This is a genomic window from Kribbella sp. NPDC050820 (assembly GCF_040653975.1).
Classification (GTDB): domain Bacteria; phylum Actinomycetota; class Actinomycetes; order Propionibacteriales; family Kribbellaceae; genus Kribbella.
The window spans coordinates 132992-152784 of sequence record NZ_JBFAHB010000010.1; the positions used below are offsets into that span (position 1 = coordinate 132992).

Sequence of the window (19793 nt, forward strand, 5' to 3'; positions counted from 1 at the left end):
GGCCGCGCTCATGACCCTTGCCCCGCCGCGACGGCCCGGACGGGAGTCCCCAGGGCTTCGATTCCAGCGAGGTGTTCGGCCGCTCGCAGCATGTTCCGGCCGAGCCCGGTGAGCACCCGGCCCGGGCCGACCTCGACGAAGATGCCCGCGCCCGTCCGGCCGAGCGTCTCGACCGTGTCCGACCACCTGACCGGGTGAGTGATCTGGGTGGCGAGCAGCTGCCGGTACCGCTCGATGTCGTCGACGACGGTCCCGGTCACACTGGACACGAACGGCACCTGCGGCGGGCGCAGGTCGGCCGCCGCGATCAGCGGAGCGAGCTCTCGTTCGGCCTCGGCCATCAGCGGCGAGTGGTACGCGCCGCCGACCGGCAGCCGCTTCACCCGGAGCGCTCCGGCGGACCGCGCGGCGTCGGCTACCTCCTCCACCTGCGCGCTGGTCCCGGAGATCACCACCTGGCGTGCCGCGTTGATGTTCGCCAGGACGACGACGCCCGCACCGTCCGCGCGCTGCTGGCAGAGCTCGGTGATCTGGTCCGTCGAGAGGCCGACGATGGCGGCCATAGCGCCAGGTTGCCGGCGCGCGGCGTCGGCCATCGCCCGGCCGCGGCGGGCCACGAGGACGAGTGCCGACTCCCAGCTGAGGCAGCCGGCCGCGACCAGCGCCGAGTATTCGCCGAGGCTGTGTCCGGCCACCGCGACCGGCCGGAACCCGGCTGTGGCGAGCTCCGCAGTCAGCACACTCGACCACACGAAGATGGTGAGCTGCGCGGCCTCGGGATCGGCCAGGGTCGCCGCGTCCGCGTGGGTCATCAGCTCACCGACCGGCACGCCGGACAGCTCCTCCGAACGGTCGATCAGCGCGCGTGCCTGCTCGCCACACCTGGACAGCTCCCGACCCATCGCAGGCCGCTGGCTTCCCTGCCCGGGGAAAACGAACGCTGTGCCCCGCGCGCTGTCGCCCGCACCGTCTCTCATACTCACCGTGCCACCCCCGCTGCCTCGGACCCACCAGACGTCGCGGCTGCCCAGCACAGGTCAAGGTGCGGCGTGGACGGATCGCCGGTAGGCAGCACCCGGCCGGCGGGCAGCACACCACCGATCAACGTCACCTGGTGGCGTCCGGCCCAGCGGGCCAGCTCACCGCGCAACTCGATCGTCCGGACGCCGTCGTCGCCGGCCTCCCCGACCACGATGTCGCGATAGCCGGCACCGGCGGGTAGACCACCCGCGACCTTGACGACGCTTTCCTTGATGCCGAACAGGCGACCCAGCCGCGCGAGCTCCGGTGCGCTGCCGTCACGACATTCGTCCGAACCGGACCGCTCGCTGTCGTCGAAGACGCGGCCCAGTAATGCGGGACCGGTACGCCGGATCGCAAGCGCGAAGCGGTCGTGGTCGATGACGTCGACTCCGGCACCCCACAACTGCCCGGCCGGCACCCGTGTCAACGTCAGCACCTCACCCGCCGTGGCGGCGAACCCGTCCTCCCAGGCCACTGTGCCCGGATCGCGGGCGCCGATTGAACGACTCATGAATAAGCTCCCAACACGCACCTGTTTTCGGCGCACGGACAGTTAGGCGAAGAATTTCGACCACAACATATTCGTAGGGGACGGCGCCGACGCTACGAATGCCGAACCTGACCTGTCAAGGACTTCTCCGGCATTGGCTGATCCTAGCTGGTACGAAATGCGAGGAATCCAATTCTGGTCAGTGACCCGGCCGGCCCAAAATCAGGTTGAAATATCTACCGCAGGCGACCAAACCCGAGATAGCAGTAATCAGCCACGATCCGGCGTACACCTTGACACCGCAACTATCCGGCCAGCAGCCTGGGGCCCGGCGAGATTCGCGCAGAGCTGACGTGACCATCACCATGCTCTGGCCGGCACGTGAACCGCGTGACCGCGTGAACCGTGAACACCGACTGGAAGGAATGACGGTCTATGCCCCGCTGGGTCGAGACAGCGCCTCGAGTGATGCGCTGGGGGTACGTCGAGACGGCCGCCCGGGTGCGATGGTCGGAGTGCGACGGTCAGCGCCATGCCTACTACGGCAACTACATGGCATGGTGCGACCTTGGCCGGGAGGCGTTCGCCCTGGCAGCCGGGGTCGACTACTGGAACTACCAGATCACCACGACCGAGTTCCACGTCCGCTTCCACAGCCCCGCCCTCTACCTCGACGACCTGCTGATCCGCACCTGGGCGACGACGCCCACGGCGCGACTGGACTGCTACTACGAGATCTACCGCAAAAGGGGCGGCCAGCTGATCGCGGAGGCAAAGTCCGGCCATGCGTTGGTCGACCTGAAAAAGGGTCTCCGCATGCGGGCGCCGGATTCCTTCCATGAAAAGTTCGAGGCATTTCTCAGCAGCCAGCAAGTACGCCAGGGAAACCCCGCGCGACCACTGGCCGTCACCAGCGAGACAGTGAGCTGAGATTTTATACAGCTCAGCGAAAGCGAACTGCAGGCCAGCAAACACCGACGACTTCGCCAAAATCGGTCGGACAAACACCCGCGGCCCGACGACAGGGATGATGATGAGCGGCCAGATCAAGTACCAGCTCGACGAGAACGACATTCCCACCCAGTGGTACAACATCGTCGCCGACCTGCCCGAGCGCCCGCCGCGGCCGCTGCACCCGCGCACCCACCAGCCCATGTCGGCCGCCGAGATGGGCTCGCTGTCGGCGGCCGAGCTGTTGCGCCAGGACGGCTCGACCGAGCGGTTCATCGCCATCCCCGACGAGGTGCGCGACGTCTACCGGAGGTTCCGGCCGAGCCCGCTCTACCGCGCCCGCAACCTCGAACGCGAGCTCGACACGCCGGCCCGCATCTACTACAAGTACGAAGGGCTCGGCCCGACCGGCTCGCACAAGGTCAACACCGCCGTACCCCAGGTCTTCTACAACGCCGCCCAGGGCATCAAGAGGCTCACCACCGAGACCGGCGCCGGCCAGTGGGGTACTGCGCTCGCCTTCGCCTGCGCCCAGTTCGGTGTCGAGTGCGAGGTCTTCTGGGTGGGTGCGTCGTATGACCAGAAGCCCTACCGCAAGACGATGATGGAGGCGTTCGGCGCGACCGTGCACCGCAGCCCGACCACGCACACCGACGTCGGCCGCAAGGCCCTGGCAGCCGAGCCGCCTGGCAGCAAGCCGCTCGGCAGTATCGGGCTGGCGGTCAGCGAGGCGGTCGAGGTCGCTCTCGCCGACGAGAGCGTCGGCTACGCGCTCGGCAGCACCGCCGGCCATACTCTGCTGCACCAGACCGTCATCGGCGAGGAGGCGCTCAAGCAGTTCGAACTGGCCGAGGACTATCCCGACGTCCTGATCAGCTGTGTCGGCGGCGGCTCGTCGATGGGCGGGCTGGCCTTTCCGTTCCTGCGCGAGAAGCTGACCGGCACCCGCGACGTCCGCATCGTCGCCGTCGAGCCGACCGCCTGCCCCGCGATGACCCGTGGCCGCTATGCCTGGGACTACGGCGACATGGAAGGCCTGACGCCGCTGATGAAGATGTACACCGTCGGCCACTCGTTCGTACCCGCCGCGATCCACGCCGGCGGGCTGCGCTACCACGGTGTCTCGTCGCTTGTCTCGTACGCCGTCCACAAGGGGCTGATCCAGCCGGTGGCCAAGCCGCAGACCGAATGCTTCGCGGCCGGCCTGCTGTTCGCCCGCACGGAGGGGATCATGCCCGCGCCCGAGGCCACCCACGGCCTCGCCGCCTGCATCGACGAGGCCGTCCGCTGCCGGGAGACCGGCACCGAGCAGGCGATCCTGGTGCTCGTCACCGGCCACGCGCACTTCGACCTCGGCGCGTACACCGCGTTCCAAGCCGGAGAGATCACCGACGACGAGCTGTCCGACGAGCAGCTGGAGGTCTTCTTGAGCCAGCTCCCCGTCGTCTCACCCCGCTGACACCACCACCGTTCTGGGAGGCTCTCGAATGACTCACCTACCGACCGACCAGCTGGACATGGCTCTGCGCGGTGAGCTGGTCGTACCCGACCATCCCGACTACGACCGCGCCCGGCGGGTCTACAACGGCATGATCGACCGCCGGCCTGCGCTGATCGCCCGCTGCCAGGGCGTCGCCGACGTGGTGAAGACCGTGCAGTTCGCTCGCGAGCACGGCCTGCCCGTCGCGATCCGTGGCGGCGGCCACAGTGTCGCGGGGCACGGCACCTGTGACGGCGGCGCGCTCGTCGACCTGTCGTTGATGCGTGGTGTCCGCGTCGACCCGGCCGGCCCGAATGGCCCGAGCGTGCGGGTCGCGGGCGGCGCCACCCTCGCCGACCTCGACGGCGACACCCAGCTGTTCGGTCTTGCCACGCCAACCGGTCAGGTCTCGATGACCGGGATCGCGGGCCTCACCCTCAACGGCGGCATGGGGATGCTCCAGCGCAAGTACGGGCTGACCTGCGACAACCTGCTGTCTGCTGATGTGGTGACCGCCGACGGCAGCCTCGTCACCGCCAGCGCGGACAGCCACCCGGAGCTGTTCTGGGCGCTGCGCGGTGGCGGCGGCAACTTCGGCGTCGTGACCTCGTTCGAGTTCCGCTGTCACCCGGTGGGACCGACCATCCTGGCGGGTCTCGTCGCCTACCCTGTCGACCAGGCGCCCGAGGTGCTCGCGTTCCTGCGGGACTTCATCGCAGACGCGCCGGAGGAGCTCAGCGCGGACGCGATCTTCCAGTTCGCCCCGCCGCTGGACGTGATACCGGAGGAGCATCGAGGCAGCCGGCTGATCGGGATCTTCCTACGGTACGCGGGCCCGCCCGAGCAGGGTCAGCAGGTCGTCAAGCCGGTCCAGGAGTTCGGATCGCCGGTGCTCAACTTCGTCTATCCGATGCCGTACGTCATGGTGCAGCAGATGCTCGACCCGCTGAACCCGGACGGCAACCTGCACTACTGGACCGGCGAGTATCTCCCCGAGCTGGGCAGCAAGCAGATCGAGACATTGGCTTCGTACGGCAGCACGCTGCCGGACCGGCACTCGATCATCGAGGTCATCCCGTTCAACGCGGCGGTCACCCGGGTGCCGCCGGACGCGACCGCCTTCAGCCACCGGCAGGAGAGCTGGCTGATCCACGTCCTCGGCCAGTGGACCGACCCGGCCGAAACCGACCGCTGCCGGTCCTGGGCCAAGCAGGCCGGTGCAGACCTGCGCGCGCTCGGATCGGGCGACACCTACCTCAACCTGGTGACCGACGACGAGGACACCGACCGGGTGAGCGCGTTCTGGAACGACGCGCGGATGCGCCGGCTGGCCGCGGTGAAGGCGGAGTACGACCCCGACAACACGTTCCGCTTCAACCACAACATCAAGCCCGCGAGCGATGCCGGAGGCCGGTCGTGAACGCGCCGACGAGTACCGAGGTCTTGGTACACCCCGACACCTACGTTGCCGGCGTACCGCACGAGCTGATGGGGCGGCTGCGGCGCGAGCACGGTGTGGTGTGGGTGCCCGAGCCATCTGTCGACAACTGGCCGGCCGGACCCGGTTTCTGGGCGGTGCTGCGGTACGCCGACGTCGAGACCGTGCTGCGGTCGCCGCAGGTCTACTCGTCCAGCCGGGGGCTCACGCAGATCTACGACGCGCCCCCGCCACTCCTGCCGCCGCTGCGGCAGATGATGATCAACATGGACCCTCCGGACCACTCCCGGCTGCGCGGGCTGCTCACCAAGGCGTTCGCGCCTCGCGCGGTCGCGAAGCTGGAGGAACGGATCGGCGGCTACGCCCGCGACCTGGTCGGCGCCGTCGTCGAGCGTGGCAGCTGCGACTTCGCCCGCGACATCGCCGCCGATCTTCCGTTGCTGACGCTCGCCGACATTCTCGGCGTGCCGGAGAGCGACCGGTGGCTGATGTTCGACTGGAGCAACCGGGTCATCGGTGTCCAGGACGCCGAATACCAGGCGAGCAGCGAATTCGACACCACCGGCGCGACCGAGATGGCGGTCCGGGCCTTGCAGGTCCGGCCCGATCCGGACGAGAACGGCCGGATGCCGGACTCGCGGCTGCCCGCCGGCATGGCCGACCTCTACGCCTACGCCCGCGAGCTGGCGCAGTACCGCCGCGAGCACCCCGGCGACGACGTCATGTCGCTGCTCATGCAGCAGGTCGACAGCGACGGCGGCCGGGTCAGCATCGATGAGTTCGAAAAGCTGTTCTGGCTGTTCTCGGTCGCCGGCAACGAGACCGTCCGCAACGCACTGCCCGGCGGCATGCACGCGCTGCTCAGCTACCCCGAGCAGTACGCAAAGTTGCGCGCCGACCGCTCGCTCGTCGGTCCGGCCGTCGAGGAGATGCTGCGCTGGTGGAGCCCGGTGACCCAGTTCCGCCGCACGGCGGTGCAGGACACCTCGCTCGCCGATGTGGAGATCCGCGAGGGCGACAAGGTGGTCGTCTACTTCGCCTCGGCCAACCGAGACGAGACCGTGTTCTCCGATCCGGACTCCTTCGACATCACCCGGGATCCCAACCCACACCTCGCGTTCGGCCACGGTCCGCACTTCTGCATCGCGGCCCAGTTGGCCCGGGTGCAGATGCGGGCGCTGTTCGGCGCGGTGCTGGAAGTGCTCGGCGAGGTGGCGCCCGACGGCGAGCCGGTGCGGCTGCGGTCCAACTTCCAGAACGGCATCAAGCACCTGCCGATCCGCTGGACCGTGCCGAAATGACGTCCGACACGGCCGGAAGCAGCCTGCCGACGCGGACCGCCGTCTGACCTGACCACTCAAGACCGGAGACCCGAGAATGTGGACGTACGAGCACAGCACGGAGGCCGCCGCGACAGCGGAAGCAATCTGGAGTTGCTATCAGGACGTCGCCACCTGGCCTGAGTGGAACGCGGCAGTGGGCAACGTCGAACTCGACGGCCCCTTCGTCACCGGCACGGTCGGCCGGCTGAGCCCGCCCGGCTCCGGCCCGCTGCCGTTCAAGATCGTCGAGGCGACCGAAAATTCCGGGTACGTCTCCGAGACCGAGATCGCCGAGACCGTCACGCTGCGGTCGACCAATCGACTGACCCCGCTGCCGGACGGCCGCACGCGGATCCAGCTCCGGGTCGACCTGGTCGGTCCCGCGGCCGAGCACTTCGGCAAGAGCTTCGGCCCGCAGCTGACGGCGGGGGTTCCGAAGACGGTCGAGACGCTCGCCCGGCGGGCCGAAGCGCTGGCCGGCCAGCCGTGACCGGTTTCGACGGAACCGCATTGCTGGTACTGACCAGCAACGGCGTCCTCGGCGACACCGGCCGGCCGACCGGCGCGTACGCGGCCGAGGTGGCCGAGTCGTGGCAGGTGTTCGCGTCGGCCGGCTTCCGGGTCGAGGTGGCCTCGATCCAGGGCGGGCGGCCACCGCTCGAGGCGGTCGACACCACGGATCCGGCGCAGCAGGCGTTCTTCGCCGACGACGCGATGACCGCCGCGATGGCCGCGACCCGGCCGGTGTGTGAGGTAGACCCCACGGCGTACGGGATCGTCTTCACCGCAGGCGGACACGGTGCGGTCTGGGACCTGCCGTACGACGAGGACCTGGCAGCCTTGCTGCGCGACGCCTACGAACACGACGCCGTGATCGCGGCGGTGTGTCACGGCCCGGCCGCGCTACTCGGCGCCCGTCTGTCGAACGGCGAGTACCTGGTCGCCGGACGGAAGGTCGCCTGCTTCACCAACGACGAGGAACGCGCCGTCGGCATGACCTCGGTTGTGCCGTTCCTGCTTGCCGACGAACTGGTCAAGCGCGGCGCCAAGCACCACGCGGTGGGACCCTTCCTGCCCCATGTCGTGGTCGACGGCCGACTGGTGACCGGCCAGAATCCCGCATCGACCGAACTCGTGGCCAAGCAGGCGGTCGCCGCCGCCACGGCGACCGGTGATAGGTGTCGGTGAAAACGCGCGAAGGAGAGTTCGGATGCTGACGAGGCGCTCGCAGGTGATTGCCGGAATCCTGTTACTGATCATTGTCACCATCGAGATCGGCGGGGTCTTCATGACGCAGATCTCGAACGGCAATGTGGCGACGACGGACTTCCAGGCCTCGTTCTGGCGCGCCGGCCACGGTCACGCCGGAGTGTTGGTCATCCTGAGCCTGGTTGCGTTGTTGCTCGCCGACGGGGCCAGGGTCGCCTGGGGTGCTGTGGGCTGGCTGGCACGCCTGGCCATTCCCGTGGGCGGCGTGCTCATGTCCACGGGTTTCTTCCTGTCCGCCTTGGAGGACGGCGCGACCGGACCCAACGGCTTCGTGGTCATCCTGGGCCTAGGCGGCGTCAGTCTCGCGGTCGGCGTCGTGACACTCGCCGTGACCCTGCTGGTCCCCAGCCTGCAATTACCCGCCGGCGACCGCTCCGCAGCCCACACCAGCGATGCCCGGGCTTCGTAGCACCTCGTAGTCGGAGCTGAGCACCGTGGGCGCAGCCGCCCCCGGACACAACGTTCTCGGACGCGACCTGACACAATGGGATGTCTAGGCATCGATCCTTCCGGGAGAACGCATGACCCGCACGCTCAACGCCACCGCCGCGTCGCTGCTCGGCTTCCTGCACGAGGGCCCGCTGACCGGATGGGATCTGGTCGCCACCGCCCAGCAGCGCATCGGCGACTTCTGGTCGTTGACTCAGAGCCAGGTCTACCGGGAGCTGACAGCGATGGCCGAGGCCGGGCTGGTCGAGGCGGGCGATCCGGGACCGCGCGCCCGGCGCCCGTACGCGCTGACGGACGCCGGGCGGGCGGCCTTCGCCGAGTGGCTCGAGGGCGATGTGACCGAAGAGCTGATCCGGTTCCCACTCCTGCTCGTCGTGATGTTCGGCCGGCACGTACCACCGGACCGGCTCGCCGAGGTGATCGCCACGCACCGGCACGTCCACGCCCAACGCCTTGCCCTGTACGAGAAGCAGCTCAGCGAGCCACCGACCGGCGAATCCGACCCTTACGCGGCCGCAACCCTTGACTTCGGCGTGCGATATGAGCGCGCGGTGCTGGGCTGGTTCGATGCGCTGCCCGCGGTGATCCGGGGCGCGAACGGCTAGGGCACGCCCCTGGATATCCGTTGGAGACCCCTACCCGATCGCTTCGGTGTCCTCTGCGGGTACGGCGATCGTTGCCGGTGACCGAGGCATCGCCCCAGCGACCACGATGGCGCCCAGGAGCAGGATCCCGGCGGAGACGCCGAACGCCCACCGGAAGCCAGCGGTCATCGCCGCCTGTGCGGGTCCCCCCTCGGCGAGCACCGCACCGCTGTGATGCAGTGCGATGGTCAGCAGCACCGCGATCCCGAGCGCGTTGGCCAACTGCTGCACAGAGCTCTGCACACCGGCGCCGAGCCCCGCGTCCCGCTCAGACACGCCGTGCAAGGCGGCCGCCTGTAGCGCCGGCAATCCGAGGCCGAAGCCGGTCGCCAGTACGGCCATGTCGGGCAGCAGGTCCCAGGTCCACGAGCCGGCGACCGGAAGCCTGCTCGCCAGCAGCATGCCGGCGGCCGCAACGAGGAACGACACGGTCAAGACGAGCCGAGGACCCCAGCGCCCCAGCAGCAGGGCACCCAGCGCGGCACCCACCACGAAGAAGACGCAGAACGGCAGGTAGGCCAGGCCGGTACGCAGCGGCGAGTACCCCACCACGTCCTGCATGTACAGGGTCAACAGCAGGAACAGCGCCGACAGCGTGCCGAGCATGAACACCGACACGGCGTTCGCGGTAAGCCGGGTGCGGTTGGCGAAGAACCGCAGTGGCACCAGCGGCTCGCTGGCCCGTGCCTCGACCACCACGAACGCGACCCAGGACAGGACGCTGACGGTCAGCGGGATGACAACGGCGGCATCGGCCCAGCCGGCCCGTATCGAGGCGAGGATGCCGTAGACCAGGCTGACCGAACCAGCGGTGGCCAGGCCCGCGCCGAGCCAGTCCACCTGGCCCGGCCGGGGCCGGTCGAAGGCCGGCACGAGCCGCGGTACCAGGATCACGGCGACCAGCACGCACGGCAGGTTGAGGAAGAACAGCCAGCGCCAGTCGAGAAGCTCGGTGATCACCCCGGACAGCAGCACCCCGACCGTGGCCCCCACGCCCGACAGCCCGCCCCAGATGCTGAGCGCCTTGCCCCGCGAACCGGGCTCGGGAAACAGTACGGCGATCAGCGACAGCGCGGCCGGGGAAGCGAGGGCCTCGCCGACGCCCTGCGCGAAGCGGCCCGCGACCAGCGTGGCGGCGTCGGACGAGAAACCGCAGACGAGAGACGCGCCCGCGAAGACCACCGCGCCGGTCAGGAACATCCGCCGGCGACCCCACAGGTCGGCCAGGCGGCCACCGAGCAACAGAAGCCCTCCGGCGGTCAGGAGGTAGCCGTTGACCACCCAAGACAACCCCTCGACACTGAACCGCAGCTCCCGCTGGATTGACGGGAGCGCCACGTTGACCACGGTGTTGTCCAGCACGATGACGAACTGCACGAGCGCGAGTGCGGCCAGCGCCCACCAGCGACGCGGGTACGGCGTGGTCACAGCCGGCCGGCGATAGTGTCGAGGTGCGGTCGGAACGCCTGGAACCAGATCCGGTACCCGACGCTGTTGACGTGCGTGAAGTCCGGGGCCCACACGTCCAGACGGCGGGCGGCGCGGAAGGCGCCGGCGAAGTCGGCGTGGGCCACACCGCGGGCGTCGGCAAGCTCGGCCAGCGTCCGCTGATAGCTGTCCCGACCACGCTGCAGCGGTACATCGGACAGCACGGTCCGGTCCGCGGGCAGCGCCTCGAGCAGCTTGGTGACGTTCGCCCGGTAGGTGTCCGGCGGCACCTTGGCGCCGGTGTCGTTGGAGCCGGCGATCACCACTACCACGTCCGCGCTCGCCACGTCGGCCCGGTGCAGCTGGTCGGTGAGGATGCTGCCGAAGGTGCCGCCGCCAATGGAGTAGTTGGCGACATGGACCGGCCGCTGGGTGCGCTCATGCAGGTGGCCGACGATCCGGCCGACCACGCTGTCCTCCGGCTTCCAGGCGCCGATGCCCACCCCGGCGGAGTCGCCGAACACGACCAACCGCACGGCCCCCGGAGCTGCGGGCTCGGCCGCCCGGTCGGCCCAGTACTTCGGGTAGGTCCGGGCCTGCCGCAGTTCCAGCAGCAGCCCGGTGGCCTCGGCCAGGACGAGTAGCCCGACTCCGACCGCTATCACCCGCAGGACGATCCGCCGTCGGCGCCTGCGCCGGGCGCGACTCGGGTCCGGCGCGGCGGCCACGGTGGGCTCGGCGACCGCCGACTCGGGAACGTCCCCGGCCACGGGATCCGCGGGAGTCGAGTCGCTCACCAGGTCACCGGTAGCGTCCGCGGACCCGCCACCGTGAGTCGGTAGTCCCACGGGATCTCCTCGACGGCCATGGTGAGGGCGAGGTCCGGAAAGCGCCGCAGCAGCGTTCCGATCCCGATCTGGAGCTCCAGCCGGGCCAGTGCGGCACCGAGGCAGTGATGCGGCCCATGCCCGAACGCGTTGTGCGCCCGGGCCTCCTCGCGGCGGATGTCGAAGCGCTCCGGATCGGGGAACTGCGCCTCGTCCCGGTCGGCCGACTGGCGGATGACCAGAACGGTGGCGCCCTTCGGGATCGTGACGTCGCCGACCTGTACCTCCTCGGTGGCGTACCGGGGCGAGCCGAAGCCGCTGTCCAGGGCGGCGAAACGCAGCATCTCCTCCACCGCCATGGGTACCGCGTCGAGGTCGGCGCGCAAGGCGGCGAGCTGGCTGGGGAAGCGGAACAGGGCCAGGATGCCCTTGCCGAACTGGTTGACGGTGCTCTCGTACCCGCCGATGAAGATGGCCAGGATGGTGGCGACCAGCTCGTCCTCCGACAGCCGGCCGTCCTCCTCGTCGTACGCCGCGATCAGCTGGCTGAGCACGTCGTCGCCGGGGTGGCGGCGCTTGGCCGCGATCAGGTCCCGGGAGAACTTGCCCATCGCCTGGTGCGCGGCCATCTGCTCCTCCGGCGAGGAGTCGTTGATCGTCAGCGCGGTGTTGGCCAGGCTGCGGAATGGTTCGTGCTCCGCAGCGGTGATACCGAGCAGCTCGCAGATCACCGCGTTGGACAGCGGGTACGACAGGGACTGCACGAGATCGGCCGGCGCTCCTGCCTTCTCCATGTCGTCGAGCAGCGCGTCGACGATCTCCTGGATCCGCGGTCGCATACCTTCCACGCGCCGGGGGGTGAACGCGCGGGACACCAACTTGCGCCAGCGGGTGTGCGCGGGTGGGTCGACGAAAGGAACGCTGACCTGCCGCACGGGTACGCCGGGGAGCAGCCGGGCCGCGTCGGCACGGAAGATGTTGCGGGAGAAGCGCCGGTCGGACAGCACCGCGCGCACGCTGGCGTAGTCGCTGACCAGCCAGACCTCGTCGCCGGTGGCCGCGTGCACCATGCTGACCGGGCGGTGCTCCCGGAGCCACGCGAACTGCTCGGGTAGCCGGAAGGGGTCGGTGATCTCGAACGGGTACGTGCTGGTGTCGGTAATCACGAGTCAGCTCCGGTGTGTTCCAGGACCGCTGGGTCGGGGGACGGCGAAGCGGGCGGGGTGGCGGGCGTCTCTGACGCCCGGCTGAGCCGGCCCGGCCACCACATCCGCCGGCCGACATCGAGAGTGAGCGCGGGTACCAGCAGGGAACGCACGACGAACGTGTCGAGCAGTACGCCGAACGCGACCGTGAACGCCAACTGGACCAGCAGTACCAGCGGGATGACCGCCAAGGCGGCGAACGTCGCGGCCAGTACCACACCGGCCGAGGTGATGACACCGCCGGTGACGGTCAGGCCGATAACCATGCCCCGCCGGGTACCGACCCGCGCGGACTCCTCCCGCACCCGGGTCATCAGGAAGATGTTGTAGTCGATGCCCAGGGCAACGAGGAACACGAAGGCGTGCAACGGGAACGTCGCGTCTACTGCGGAGAAGCCGAACACGTCGCGGAACACCAGTGCGGACAGGCCGAGCGAGGCGAGGTAGGACAGCGCGACCGTGGCGAGCAGCAGCAGCGGGGCCACGATCGAGCGCAGCAACAGCGCCACAACGAGCCCCACCACGAGCAGCAGCAGTGGGATGACCTTGCGGTCGCTGGTCGCGGCGTCGTTGAAGTCCACGAGGACCGCCGTGTACCCACCGGCCTTGGCGTCCGCCTGCGGTACCGCGGTGAGTGCGTCGCGCAGCCGCTCGAGCGTGTCCAGTGCCGCCTTGCTGTCCGGCGGATCGGCGAGGGTGACATCGACGCGGGCCAGCCCGTCCACGACGACCGGCTGGGCGCCCGGGTCCGGCGCTCCGGCCTGGGCACCGACGTAAGGGTCGACGGCCGCCACCCCGTCGACCTGGCGAGCCGTGGCGGCCACGTCGGCGATGCGGTCTGCGTCGGCGATGACGATCACCGGGCTGCCGCTGCCGCCGGGGAAGTGCCGGGTCAGTTCCTGCTGGCCGTCCACCGACTCGACGTTGTTCGAAATGATCATTTCGTTCTGCGGGATACCGGTGGCGTCCAGCCGGACTACGCCCAGCGCCAGCACGACGAGTCCCAGCGCGGTGCCGATCCACAGGATCCGCGGCCGGCGTTCGACGTACCGGGCAACCCGCGACCACACACCGGCCAGCTCGGCGGCCTCGGAGCCGTACGCCGGGCGGCGAGGCCAGAACGCGGCCCGTCCGAGCAGCATCAGCGCTGCCGGCATCAGGGTCAGCATCGCCAGCAGTGCGCATCCGATGCCGATCGCCCCGGCGGGGCCGAGGTCGCGGTTGAGGCTCAGATCGCTGATCAGCAGGCAGAGCAGGCCGAGGGCGACGGTACCGCCGCTGGCCGCAATGGGGCCGAGCGAGTTGCGCCAGGCGACGCGCATGGCGTCGAAGCGGCTCCGGTGCCGGCGCAACTCCTCCCGGTACCGAGCGACGAGCAGCAGCGCGTAGTCGGTTCCGGCGCCGAGCACCAGGACGTTGAGGATGCCCTGTACCTCGGCACCCAAGAACAATACGTCCTGCTTGGCGAGCAGGTAGATGACGCCCTGGGTGGCGCCCAGGGCCAGACCCGCGACGAGCAGGACCAGGAACGGCAGCAGCGGGCTGCGGTAGACCACGATCAGGATCACGAGGATGACTGCCATCGTCACCAGAACCAGCATCAGGTCGATGGCGCCCAGCGCGTCCTTGAGGTCGGCCTGGACGCCGGCCGGTCCGGTGACGTGCACGGTGAGCCCCTCGCCGCCGCTGACCAGCGCGCGCACGGTGGGCACATACCCGGAGATCTTGTTCGAGTCGGTGCCCGCGAACGGCACGACGACCATGGCGGCGCGCCCATCCGGGGCGACCAGCGGTCCGGTGGCCGGCTCGGTCAGGGTGCTGCCCAGGTCGCGGTTGATCGCAGCGGTCTGGTCGGCGATCGCACGGCGGTCGGCGTCGGTCAGGGCGGCGTCACGGCTGTACACCACGATCGCCGGCAACGTCTCCGCCTCGCCGAAACGCTTGTTGAACGCAGCGACCTCGGTGGCCTCGGCATTGCGGGGCAGGTAGGTCGCGGCACCGCTGGAGACCTCCTCGGCGAGCTTGCTGCCGACCACGCCGAGCCAACCACCGGCACCGAGCCAGACGATGATCAACAGCGAGGGGACCAGCCAGCGGACGACGCGGACGCGGTTCGAGTCGGTGGCTGACATGGTCACCCATTCCTCACGATGTGCGGACCTCTCACATTGACATTCCAATGTGGAATGTAGTCCTTCCACATTGGCATGTCAATCGGACTCGATCCGCCGCGTCAGGGCGTGCAGGGTACGGCGAATGCCGTCGTTCAACGCCGGGCTGAAGTCGTGCCCGAACAGGTCGAGCGCGGCCCGGGGTACGTTCACCCGGTGGGTGATCCGGGTGCCGCCGCCGGGCAGCGCCGCCAGAACATGCTCGATCCGCAGGCGGATCCCCGCACCCAGCTCCGTCTCCGAGACATATCCCTGGCCCGGGTCGGCCGACACGATCCGGTACGGCATCGCCGGCCGATCCGTCACGACCAGCCGCCCGGTGGTACCCGCGGCGAACGGCCCGTCCAACTCGACCCGCTCGATCCCGTGCTTCCACTCCGGCCAGCTCGCCACGTCGTCGTACTGGTGCCACACCGCGTCCGGCGCGGCGGTGGTCTGCACGCTCGGCGCGTAGTCCCACTCCTGGATGACGGCCCGCACCTCGATGCTGCCCAGCCCCTCCGGCATCGGGTAGCCGCCGGCGAGCTCGATCGCCTCCGCCTGGTCGGCGCAGTCGATGAGGTAGAAGCCGGTCAACGGTGGGTCGGTGACGACGGCAGGCCCAGGCGTCACGCCGCGCGGCCCGACGGTCGTCGCGGTCCCCGATGGTTGCAGCGCCCGGTTGGCCAGCATCGTGCAGCGCTTCCGCAGGAAGTCGTGGTCGTACGCGACGTGCGCCTCGATCAGCCGGTTGCGTTCGGTCGCCGACATCGCGGCGATCGCCTTCTCGTCGCTGTAGAACAGCAGCATGAAGATCACTTCGGGTTCTCCTCCAGGGCGTGGTGGCGGGCGATCTCCGCGAGCTCCGCCACACCACCGCTCATGATGGTGGCGATGTTCTGGGACACCACTTCGATCGGCCAGTTCCACCAGGCCAGGTCGACCAGCCGGGCGATCTCGTCCGCCTCGAACCGGTACCGGATCAGCCGAGCCGGGTTGCCTCCGACCACCGCGTACGCCGGCACGTCGGAGGTGACCACGGACTTGGCCGCGATGATCGCGCCGTCACCGATCCGGACGCCGGGCAGTACCGTCGCGTCGAAGCCCAGCCAGACGTCGTTGCCCACCACGGTGTCGCCCGGAAAGTCCCGCTGCGCGAACAGCGGCATATGCTCCAGCCATTCCCCGCCGAACATCGGGAACGGAAAGGTCGAGACGCCGGCGCGCTGATGGTTGGCCGCACCCATGATGAACCGCACGCCCCGCGCCAGCGCGCAGAACCGGCCGATGACCAACCGGTCCGGCCCGTAGTGGAAGAGCACGTTGTGCCGCTCGAAACCGGTCGGGTCGACCGGATCGGCGTAGTAGCTGTAGTCGCCGACCGAGGTCAGCGGCGACTGCACCAGTGCCTTGAGAAACACGACCTGTGGGTCACCCTTGATCAAGCCGGCGTTCGGACCGTAGGCGTCCGGGTACAGCCGAGTCGGGTCCGGTGCGGGCAAGCCAACCTCCTTGAGGGGTGAGAATCTGCGACCACAGTGCGACCTCTTCCGGGGTGAGCGGGAGGTGGCCGGCCGGCCGTTCGGGATGACCCGGCGGCGAACCGTCATCGGCCGGCCAACACGCGGGTGCGATCACGGATACCGCGAGCAACGATTCGCCGTACCGGGCAAGAAGCTCCAGCAACCGCCGCCGCACCACTACTCCCCCGGCCCCGCGCCCAGCGCCTCTGTCACCGTGCCGATCACCCGATCGCCCCTTCCATCGGGAAACCCCTGGCCTTCATCGCCGCTCCTGGGCCGAAACTCGCGCTGACATCGAGGTAAACAAAACGCGGATGATATGTAGCGCATGCAGCATTTATCTACATCCCAGCCTCGTTCACACTTTGACAAATGCTACAGACGGGAGGAATCAAGTACTGCCAACAGGTGGCAAATGACAAGGATTTGCCAGCCAACTGCCATCGGTCAGCTCAGCTCCGACCAGGCGCCCAGCCTGGCAAGGTGGTGCCGCCGTGGCCATCATGCCGCCGGGACAGGTGAACCGTTCCACCCGCTACGTCGGAGCCGCCCCACCCTTCGTCAACGAGAGCATGCCTCCGAACACTTCAGCACTACTCTTGCCGGCCAGCTCGCAGCAACCTTTCTGCAAGACGCGGCAAGTATGCGCTACTACGCCGACGAACTGCCCCAGCCCAGTGACCATGACGCATTAGATTTACTGACCAGTCACGTTGGTAAGCGGGTTGAAACGCCCGGGACTGATCATTCCCATGCTCAACGACCTCAGCATGAAATCCGCGGCGGCGGGCGGCAACACTCCTTGTGCTCAAGGTAGCGCCGAGACGTTCGGCTTGATGTATGTGATTAAGGTGCGTGTTCCTCCTCGGACACGTGGGGGTTCATATCCCCAGGGACATGAACCCTTTCCCATCTCTCGGTGGTCTACCGTCGTCGCGGCTGCACCGATCTGCCTGCTGTTTGTAGACGGCCCCACTATGGCCATAGACCGGACAACCCCGAACCCGGAACAGCAAATCCCGGACTCCTGGAACAAGACTCACTCAGCTCCTCCGGCTCAGCACGTCCACGTCCAGACACTTCCGCCACCTGCTTCCGGTGGTCGTACGTGACTGCGAAGCCCAAGGCGTCGCACAGCTGGGCTAAGTCGCCACGGTTCGGCGCTTCAACGCCTTCGCCATGTCACCGAGCACCGTCACCATCCTGCGGATGTGTCAGCTGCCGAGAGCTGAGGAACCGGTTGATCGCCGCCGGTCCCGCCTCCGCTGCGCGCTTCTCAGCCACTGCCGCGTTGTACTGCTCGGTCAGTGCCTCAGGATCCCAGCCGGCCTCGAGAGCTCTCTGCAGCCGCTCGATCGTCGACTTCGCGACCAGTTGGAAGACCCAGGAGTCGATCCTGGCCGTCAGGCGGGTCCTCGTGCAGGTGGACGTTCAGCCGGTGATCATCGAGCTCTCGTGAGCCGGGAGTAAGGGACAGCGGTAAAAGGCTGCGCACAAGTGCGATGGAGCCGCGGTCGCCGGTTGCCAGGGCCGTTCGGGTGCGGTCGCGGAGACCCGCACCGAGGCTGGACATCGCGCTCAACAGTGCTGACCCGAATGATCGGCCGCTCATGATAGTCGTCACCGCGACCCGCCGGGAGGCGGGTTGGCAGCCACGGCGTTCAAAAGGCTGTGTACCCTCCATCGACCGGGAGGACCGCACCGGTGATGTACGACGACTCCGACGAGGCGAGGAAGAGGACGGCGTCGGCGACCTCCTCGGGCGACGCGAGGCGCTGGAGCGGGATCTGGGACTCGCGCTGGCGCCGGTACGCCTCGGGGTCCGGCCTGCGCTCGAAGGAGGACTCGATGATCGGGGTCGCGGTCAGGCCGGGCGCGACCACGTTGACCCGGATGTTGCGCGGAGCCCACTCAATCGCCGCACCCTTGGCGAGCATGATCAGGCCGCCCTTCGCCGCGGAGTACAGCACTTCCCCAGGCATGCCGACCATGCCGAGCCGGGAGCCCACGCACACGAACGAGCCCCCGGCGGCGGGCATCAGTGGTGCGAAGTGCTTCATCACCAGAAACGCGCTGAGCAGGTTGCTGTGCAGCACGTTCCTCGCGTCGTCGTAGGCCATGTCGGTCAGCGAGCTACTGGCCTGCAGTCCGTGGTTAAGCACGACGACGTCCACGGTGCCGACCGACTCGGCAGCCTGGCGGGCCAGCGCCTCGACGACCGCCTCGTCGTTGAGGTCACCGGGGACGTACAGGTCGTCGGGCTGGGCGCTGTCGAGTCGTTCCCGGCGTCCGGTAAGGAGCAGCCGGGCGCCCTCGCGGCGGAAGCGGGCGCTCACCGCCTCGCCGATACCGCTGCTGGCGCCGGTCACCAGAGCGGTGACCTTCTCGAGTCTCATCTCAGCGTCTCCTGGGGGTTCTGGTGTGGGTGTGCGGGTATGTCTGTGCGGGCAGTCAGCTGAGGAATCCGCGAGCATCGACCGGCCACCGCTCCAGCGACGTGCCCGCGCTGTCGGTGACGATCAGCTCCTCGAAGTTGACCACGACCGGGCAGACGTGGTTGGGCACCACCGGTACGACGGCTCCCACGCGCGGGCGGAAGTCCCTTGCGGGCAAGGGCAGGAAGCCGTGGTACTCGTTGAGCTTGGCCAGGACGGCCTTCGTGCCGGCGACGGCGCCGTAACCACGATCGGGGCTGCCTTCGCGGCCCAGGGCCTTGGTGCCGACGTCGAGGATGACCTGGTCGGGGACCCAGTCGCTGACCACGGTGGCCGCGACGAACAGCGCGACCTGGTCCTCGGCGCAGGCGCCGAGCCGGGTGTTGTTCAGGTCGCAGAAGACGTACTCGCCGGGCCGGATCTCGGTGATCAGGCTGTTCGTGGAGAACTCGGCGGTGGGTGTCGAGCCGGCGCTGACCACCTCAGCCGTCACTCCGACATCGGCGAGGCTGAGCACCGCGGTGGCCAGCGCGGCCTGCTGGTCCGCTACGGCGCGCCGGCGGACGTCCCGACCGGAGCTGCCGTGGCCCGGGTACGTGAAGACGCCCACCGGCACGAGGCCGCGCTTGCGGGCGGCCTGCGCGAGCTGGCCGGCGACCTCGGGCGGCGCCCCGGAACGACGAGCACCGCAATCGACCTCGATCACCACCTGGAGCCGCTCCGGTTCGCCTCCCATCGCCTCGGCGAGTGCCTCGATGGCCGCCACGTTGTCGACGCCAACGCGCAACCGGATGGTCTCGGCGAGCCGGCGGATCCGCAGCCCCTTCGTACCCGCGGACCAGATCGGGTAGGCGAGGAAGATGTCGTCGAACCCGGCCGACGCGAAGACCTCGGCCTCACCGACGTTGCCGGCGGTGATCCCGCACGCCCCGGCTGCGAGCTGGCGGCGACCGATCTCCACGCACTTGTGCGTCTTCACGTGCGGCCGCACCTTCAGCCAGTGCTCATCGGCGAAGGCCTGCATCTGCTCGATGTTGCGCTGCATGACATCGGCCAGCACTATCGGCGCGGGTGTGTCGAGCCGGCCGGCCAGGCCGTCGAGTACTCGTTGAAGCCGGTGCACGCTGCACTCCTTGAACTCTCTGAAGAGGGTGGCGG

General features: G+C 68.9%; 19 protein-coding genes. 8 read left to right on the forward strand and 11 right to left on the reverse strand.

What is annotated here, in order from left to right; genetic code table 11:
- Positions 1–8: 8 nt before the first annotated feature.
- Positions 9–977 (reverse strand): ACP S-malonyltransferase, encoded by a 969-nt coding sequence (locus AB0H36_RS12220; RefSeq protein ID WP_360520619.1) that lies wholly within the window; start codon positions 975–977, stop codon positions 9–11.
- A 2-nt stretch (positions 978–979) separates the two neighbouring features.
- Positions 980–1534, reverse strand: a complete 555-nt coding sequence (locus AB0H36_RS12225) for a 4'-phosphopantetheinyl transferase superfamily protein (RefSeq protein ID WP_360520467.1) — start codon at positions 1532–1534, stop codon at positions 980–982.
- Positions 1535–1948: 414 nt separating this feature from the next.
- On the opposite strand from AB0H36_RS12225, the gene AB0H36_RS12230 reads away from it, so the two are divergent.
- From AB0H36_RS12230 to AB0H36_RS12265, 8 genes are all read left to right on the forward strand, one after another.
- On the forward strand, positions 1949–2443 hold the full coding sequence (locus AB0H36_RS12230) for a thioesterase family protein (RefSeq protein WP_360520469.1): 495 nt from the start codon (positions 1949–1951) through the stop codon (positions 2441–2443).
- 103 nt (positions 2444–2546) lie between these two features.
- Entirely contained in the window at positions 2547–3923 is a 1377-nt protein-coding gene (locus tag AB0H36_RS12235; protein WP_360520472.1) for a TrpB-like pyridoxal phosphate-dependent enzyme, read from the forward strand.
- 28 nt (positions 3924–3951) lie between these two features.
- Positions 3952–5364, forward strand: coding sequence for an FAD-binding oxidoreductase (locus AB0H36_RS12240; RefSeq protein ID WP_360520475.1), 1413 nt, complete (start codon positions 3952–3954; stop codon positions 5362–5364).
- Positions 5361–6683: a cytochrome P450 gene (locus tag AB0H36_RS12245; RefSeq protein WP_360520478.1), complete on the forward strand. Its 1323-nt coding sequence runs from the start codon at positions 5361–5363 to the stop codon at positions 6681–6683. Before AB0H36_RS12240 ends, AB0H36_RS12245 begins: the two co-directional genes overlap by 4 nt.
- A gap of 76 nt (positions 6684–6759) precedes the next feature.
- Positions 6760–7194 (forward strand): SRPBCC family protein, encoded by a 435-nt coding sequence (locus tag AB0H36_RS12250; protein ID WP_360520481.1) that lies wholly within the window; start codon positions 6760–6762, stop codon positions 7192–7194.
- Positions 7191–7892 (forward strand): type 1 glutamine amidotransferase domain-containing protein, encoded by a 702-nt coding sequence (locus AB0H36_RS12255; protein ID WP_360520484.1) that lies wholly within the window; start codon positions 7191–7193, stop codon positions 7890–7892. Before AB0H36_RS12250 ends, AB0H36_RS12255 begins: the two co-directional genes overlap by 4 nt.
- A 22-nt stretch (positions 7893–7914) precedes the next feature.
- On the forward strand, positions 7915–8382 hold the full coding sequence (locus tag AB0H36_RS12260; protein WP_360520487.1) for a hypothetical protein: 468 nt from the start codon (positions 7915–7917) through the stop codon (positions 8380–8382).
- Positions 8383–8494: 112 nt separating this feature from the next.
- Positions 8495–9028 (forward strand): PadR family transcriptional regulator, encoded by a 534-nt coding sequence (locus AB0H36_RS12265; RefSeq protein WP_360520490.1) that lies wholly within the window; start codon positions 8495–8497, stop codon positions 9026–9028.
- A 30-nt stretch (positions 9029–9058) separates the two neighbouring features.
- On the opposite strand, the gene AB0H36_RS12270 is transcribed toward AB0H36_RS12265, so the two are convergent.
- The 9 genes from AB0H36_RS12270 to AB0H36_RS12310 all read right to left on the reverse strand — a co-directional run bounded on the left by AB0H36_RS12270 (position 9059) and on the right by AB0H36_RS12310 (position 19758).
- Positions 9059–10495: an MFS transporter gene (locus AB0H36_RS12270; protein ID WP_360520493.1), complete on the reverse strand. Its 1437-nt coding sequence runs from the start codon at positions 10493–10495 to the stop codon at positions 9059–9061.
- A complete protein-coding gene (locus AB0H36_RS12275) occupies positions 10492–11292 on the reverse strand; it encodes a GDSL-type esterase/lipase family protein (protein ID WP_360520496.1) in 801 nt (266 codons plus the stop codon). Before AB0H36_RS12275 ends, AB0H36_RS12270 begins: the two co-directional genes overlap by 4 nt.
- A complete protein-coding gene (locus AB0H36_RS12280) occupies positions 11289–12488 on the reverse strand; it encodes a cytochrome P450 (RefSeq protein ID WP_360520499.1) in 1200 nt (399 codons plus the stop codon). Before AB0H36_RS12280 ends, AB0H36_RS12275 begins: the two co-directional genes overlap by 4 nt.
- Positions 12485–14659: an MMPL family transporter gene (locus tag AB0H36_RS12285; RefSeq protein ID WP_360520502.1), complete on the reverse strand. Its 2175-nt coding sequence runs from the start codon at positions 14657–14659 to the stop codon at positions 12485–12487. The genes AB0H36_RS12280 and AB0H36_RS12285 overlap by 4 nt, the downstream gene beginning before the upstream one ends.
- Positions 14660–14737: 78 nt before the next feature.
- Positions 14738–15487 carry a YciI family protein gene (locus tag AB0H36_RS12290; protein WP_360520622.1) on the reverse strand — a complete coding sequence of 250 codons (750 nt, stop codon included), beginning with the start codon at positions 15485–15487 and terminating at the stop codon, positions 14738–14740.
- Positions 15488–15492: 5 nt separating this feature from the next.
- Positions 15493–16179 (reverse strand): CatB-related O-acetyltransferase, encoded by a 687-nt coding sequence (locus AB0H36_RS12295; RefSeq protein ID WP_360520505.1) that lies wholly within the window; start codon positions 16177–16179, stop codon positions 15493–15495.
- Positions 16109–16378 (reverse strand): DUF6059 family protein, encoded by a 270-nt coding sequence (locus AB0H36_RS12300; RefSeq protein WP_360520508.1) that lies wholly within the window; start codon positions 16376–16378, stop codon positions 16109–16111. Before AB0H36_RS12300 ends, AB0H36_RS12295 begins: the two co-directional genes overlap by 71 nt.
- 1483 nt (positions 16379–17861) lie before the next feature.
- The gene (locus AB0H36_RS12305) at positions 17862–18596 is read right to left on the reverse strand and encodes an SDR family NAD(P)-dependent oxidoreductase (protein ID WP_360520511.1); all 735 of its coding nucleotides are present in this window, start codon (positions 18594–18596) and stop codon (positions 17862–17864) included.
- A 55-nt stretch (positions 18597–18651) separates the two neighbouring features.
- Positions 18652–19758: an alanine racemase gene (locus AB0H36_RS12310; RefSeq protein ID WP_360520514.1), complete on the reverse strand. Its 1107-nt coding sequence runs from the start codon at positions 19756–19758 to the stop codon at positions 18652–18654.
- Positions 19759–19793 lie beyond the last annotated feature (35 nt).

Bases quoted from the DNA above. Each gene is read 5' to 3' on its own strand.
- AB0H36_RS12220 (WP_360520619.1), bottom strand. From the start codon at position 977: ATGAGAGACGGTGCGGGCGACAGCGCGCGGGGCACAGCGTTCGTTTTC.
- AB0H36_RS12225 (WP_360520467.1), bottom strand. From the start codon at position 1,534: ATGAGTCGTTCAATCGGCGCCCGCGATCCGGGCACAGTGGCCTGGGAG.
- AB0H36_RS12230 (WP_360520469.1), top strand. From the start codon at position 1,949: ATGCCCCGCTGGGTCGAGACAGCGCCTCGAGTGATGCGCTGGGGGTAC.
- AB0H36_RS12235 (WP_360520472.1), top strand. From the start codon at position 2,547: ATGAGCGGCCAGATCAAGTACCAGCTCGACGAGAACGACATTCCCACC.
- AB0H36_RS12240 (WP_360520475.1), top strand. From the start codon at position 3,952: ATGACTCACCTACCGACCGACCAGCTGGACATGGCTCTGCGCGGTGAG.
- AB0H36_RS12250 (WP_360520481.1), top strand. From the start codon at position 6,760: ATGTGGACGTACGAGCACAGCACGGAGGCCGCCGCGACAGCGGAAGCA.
- AB0H36_RS12260 (WP_360520487.1), top strand. From the start codon at position 7,915: ATGCTGACGAGGCGCTCGCAGGTGATTGCCGGAATCCTGTTACTGATC.
- AB0H36_RS12265 (WP_360520490.1), top strand. From the start codon at position 8,495: ATGACCCGCACGCTCAACGCCACCGCCGCGTCGCTGCTCGGCTTCCTG.
- AB0H36_RS12285 (WP_360520502.1), bottom strand. From the start codon at position 14,659: ATGTCAGCCACCGACTCGAACCGCGTCCGCGTCGTCCGCTGGCTGGTC.
- AB0H36_RS12290 (WP_360520622.1), bottom strand. From the start codon at position 15,487: ATGCTGCTGTTCTACAGCGACGAGAAGGCGATCGCCGCGATGTCGGCG.
- AB0H36_RS12305 (WP_360520511.1), bottom strand. From the start codon at position 18,596: ATGAGACTCGAGAAGGTCACCGCTCTGGTGACCGGCGCCAGCAGCGGT.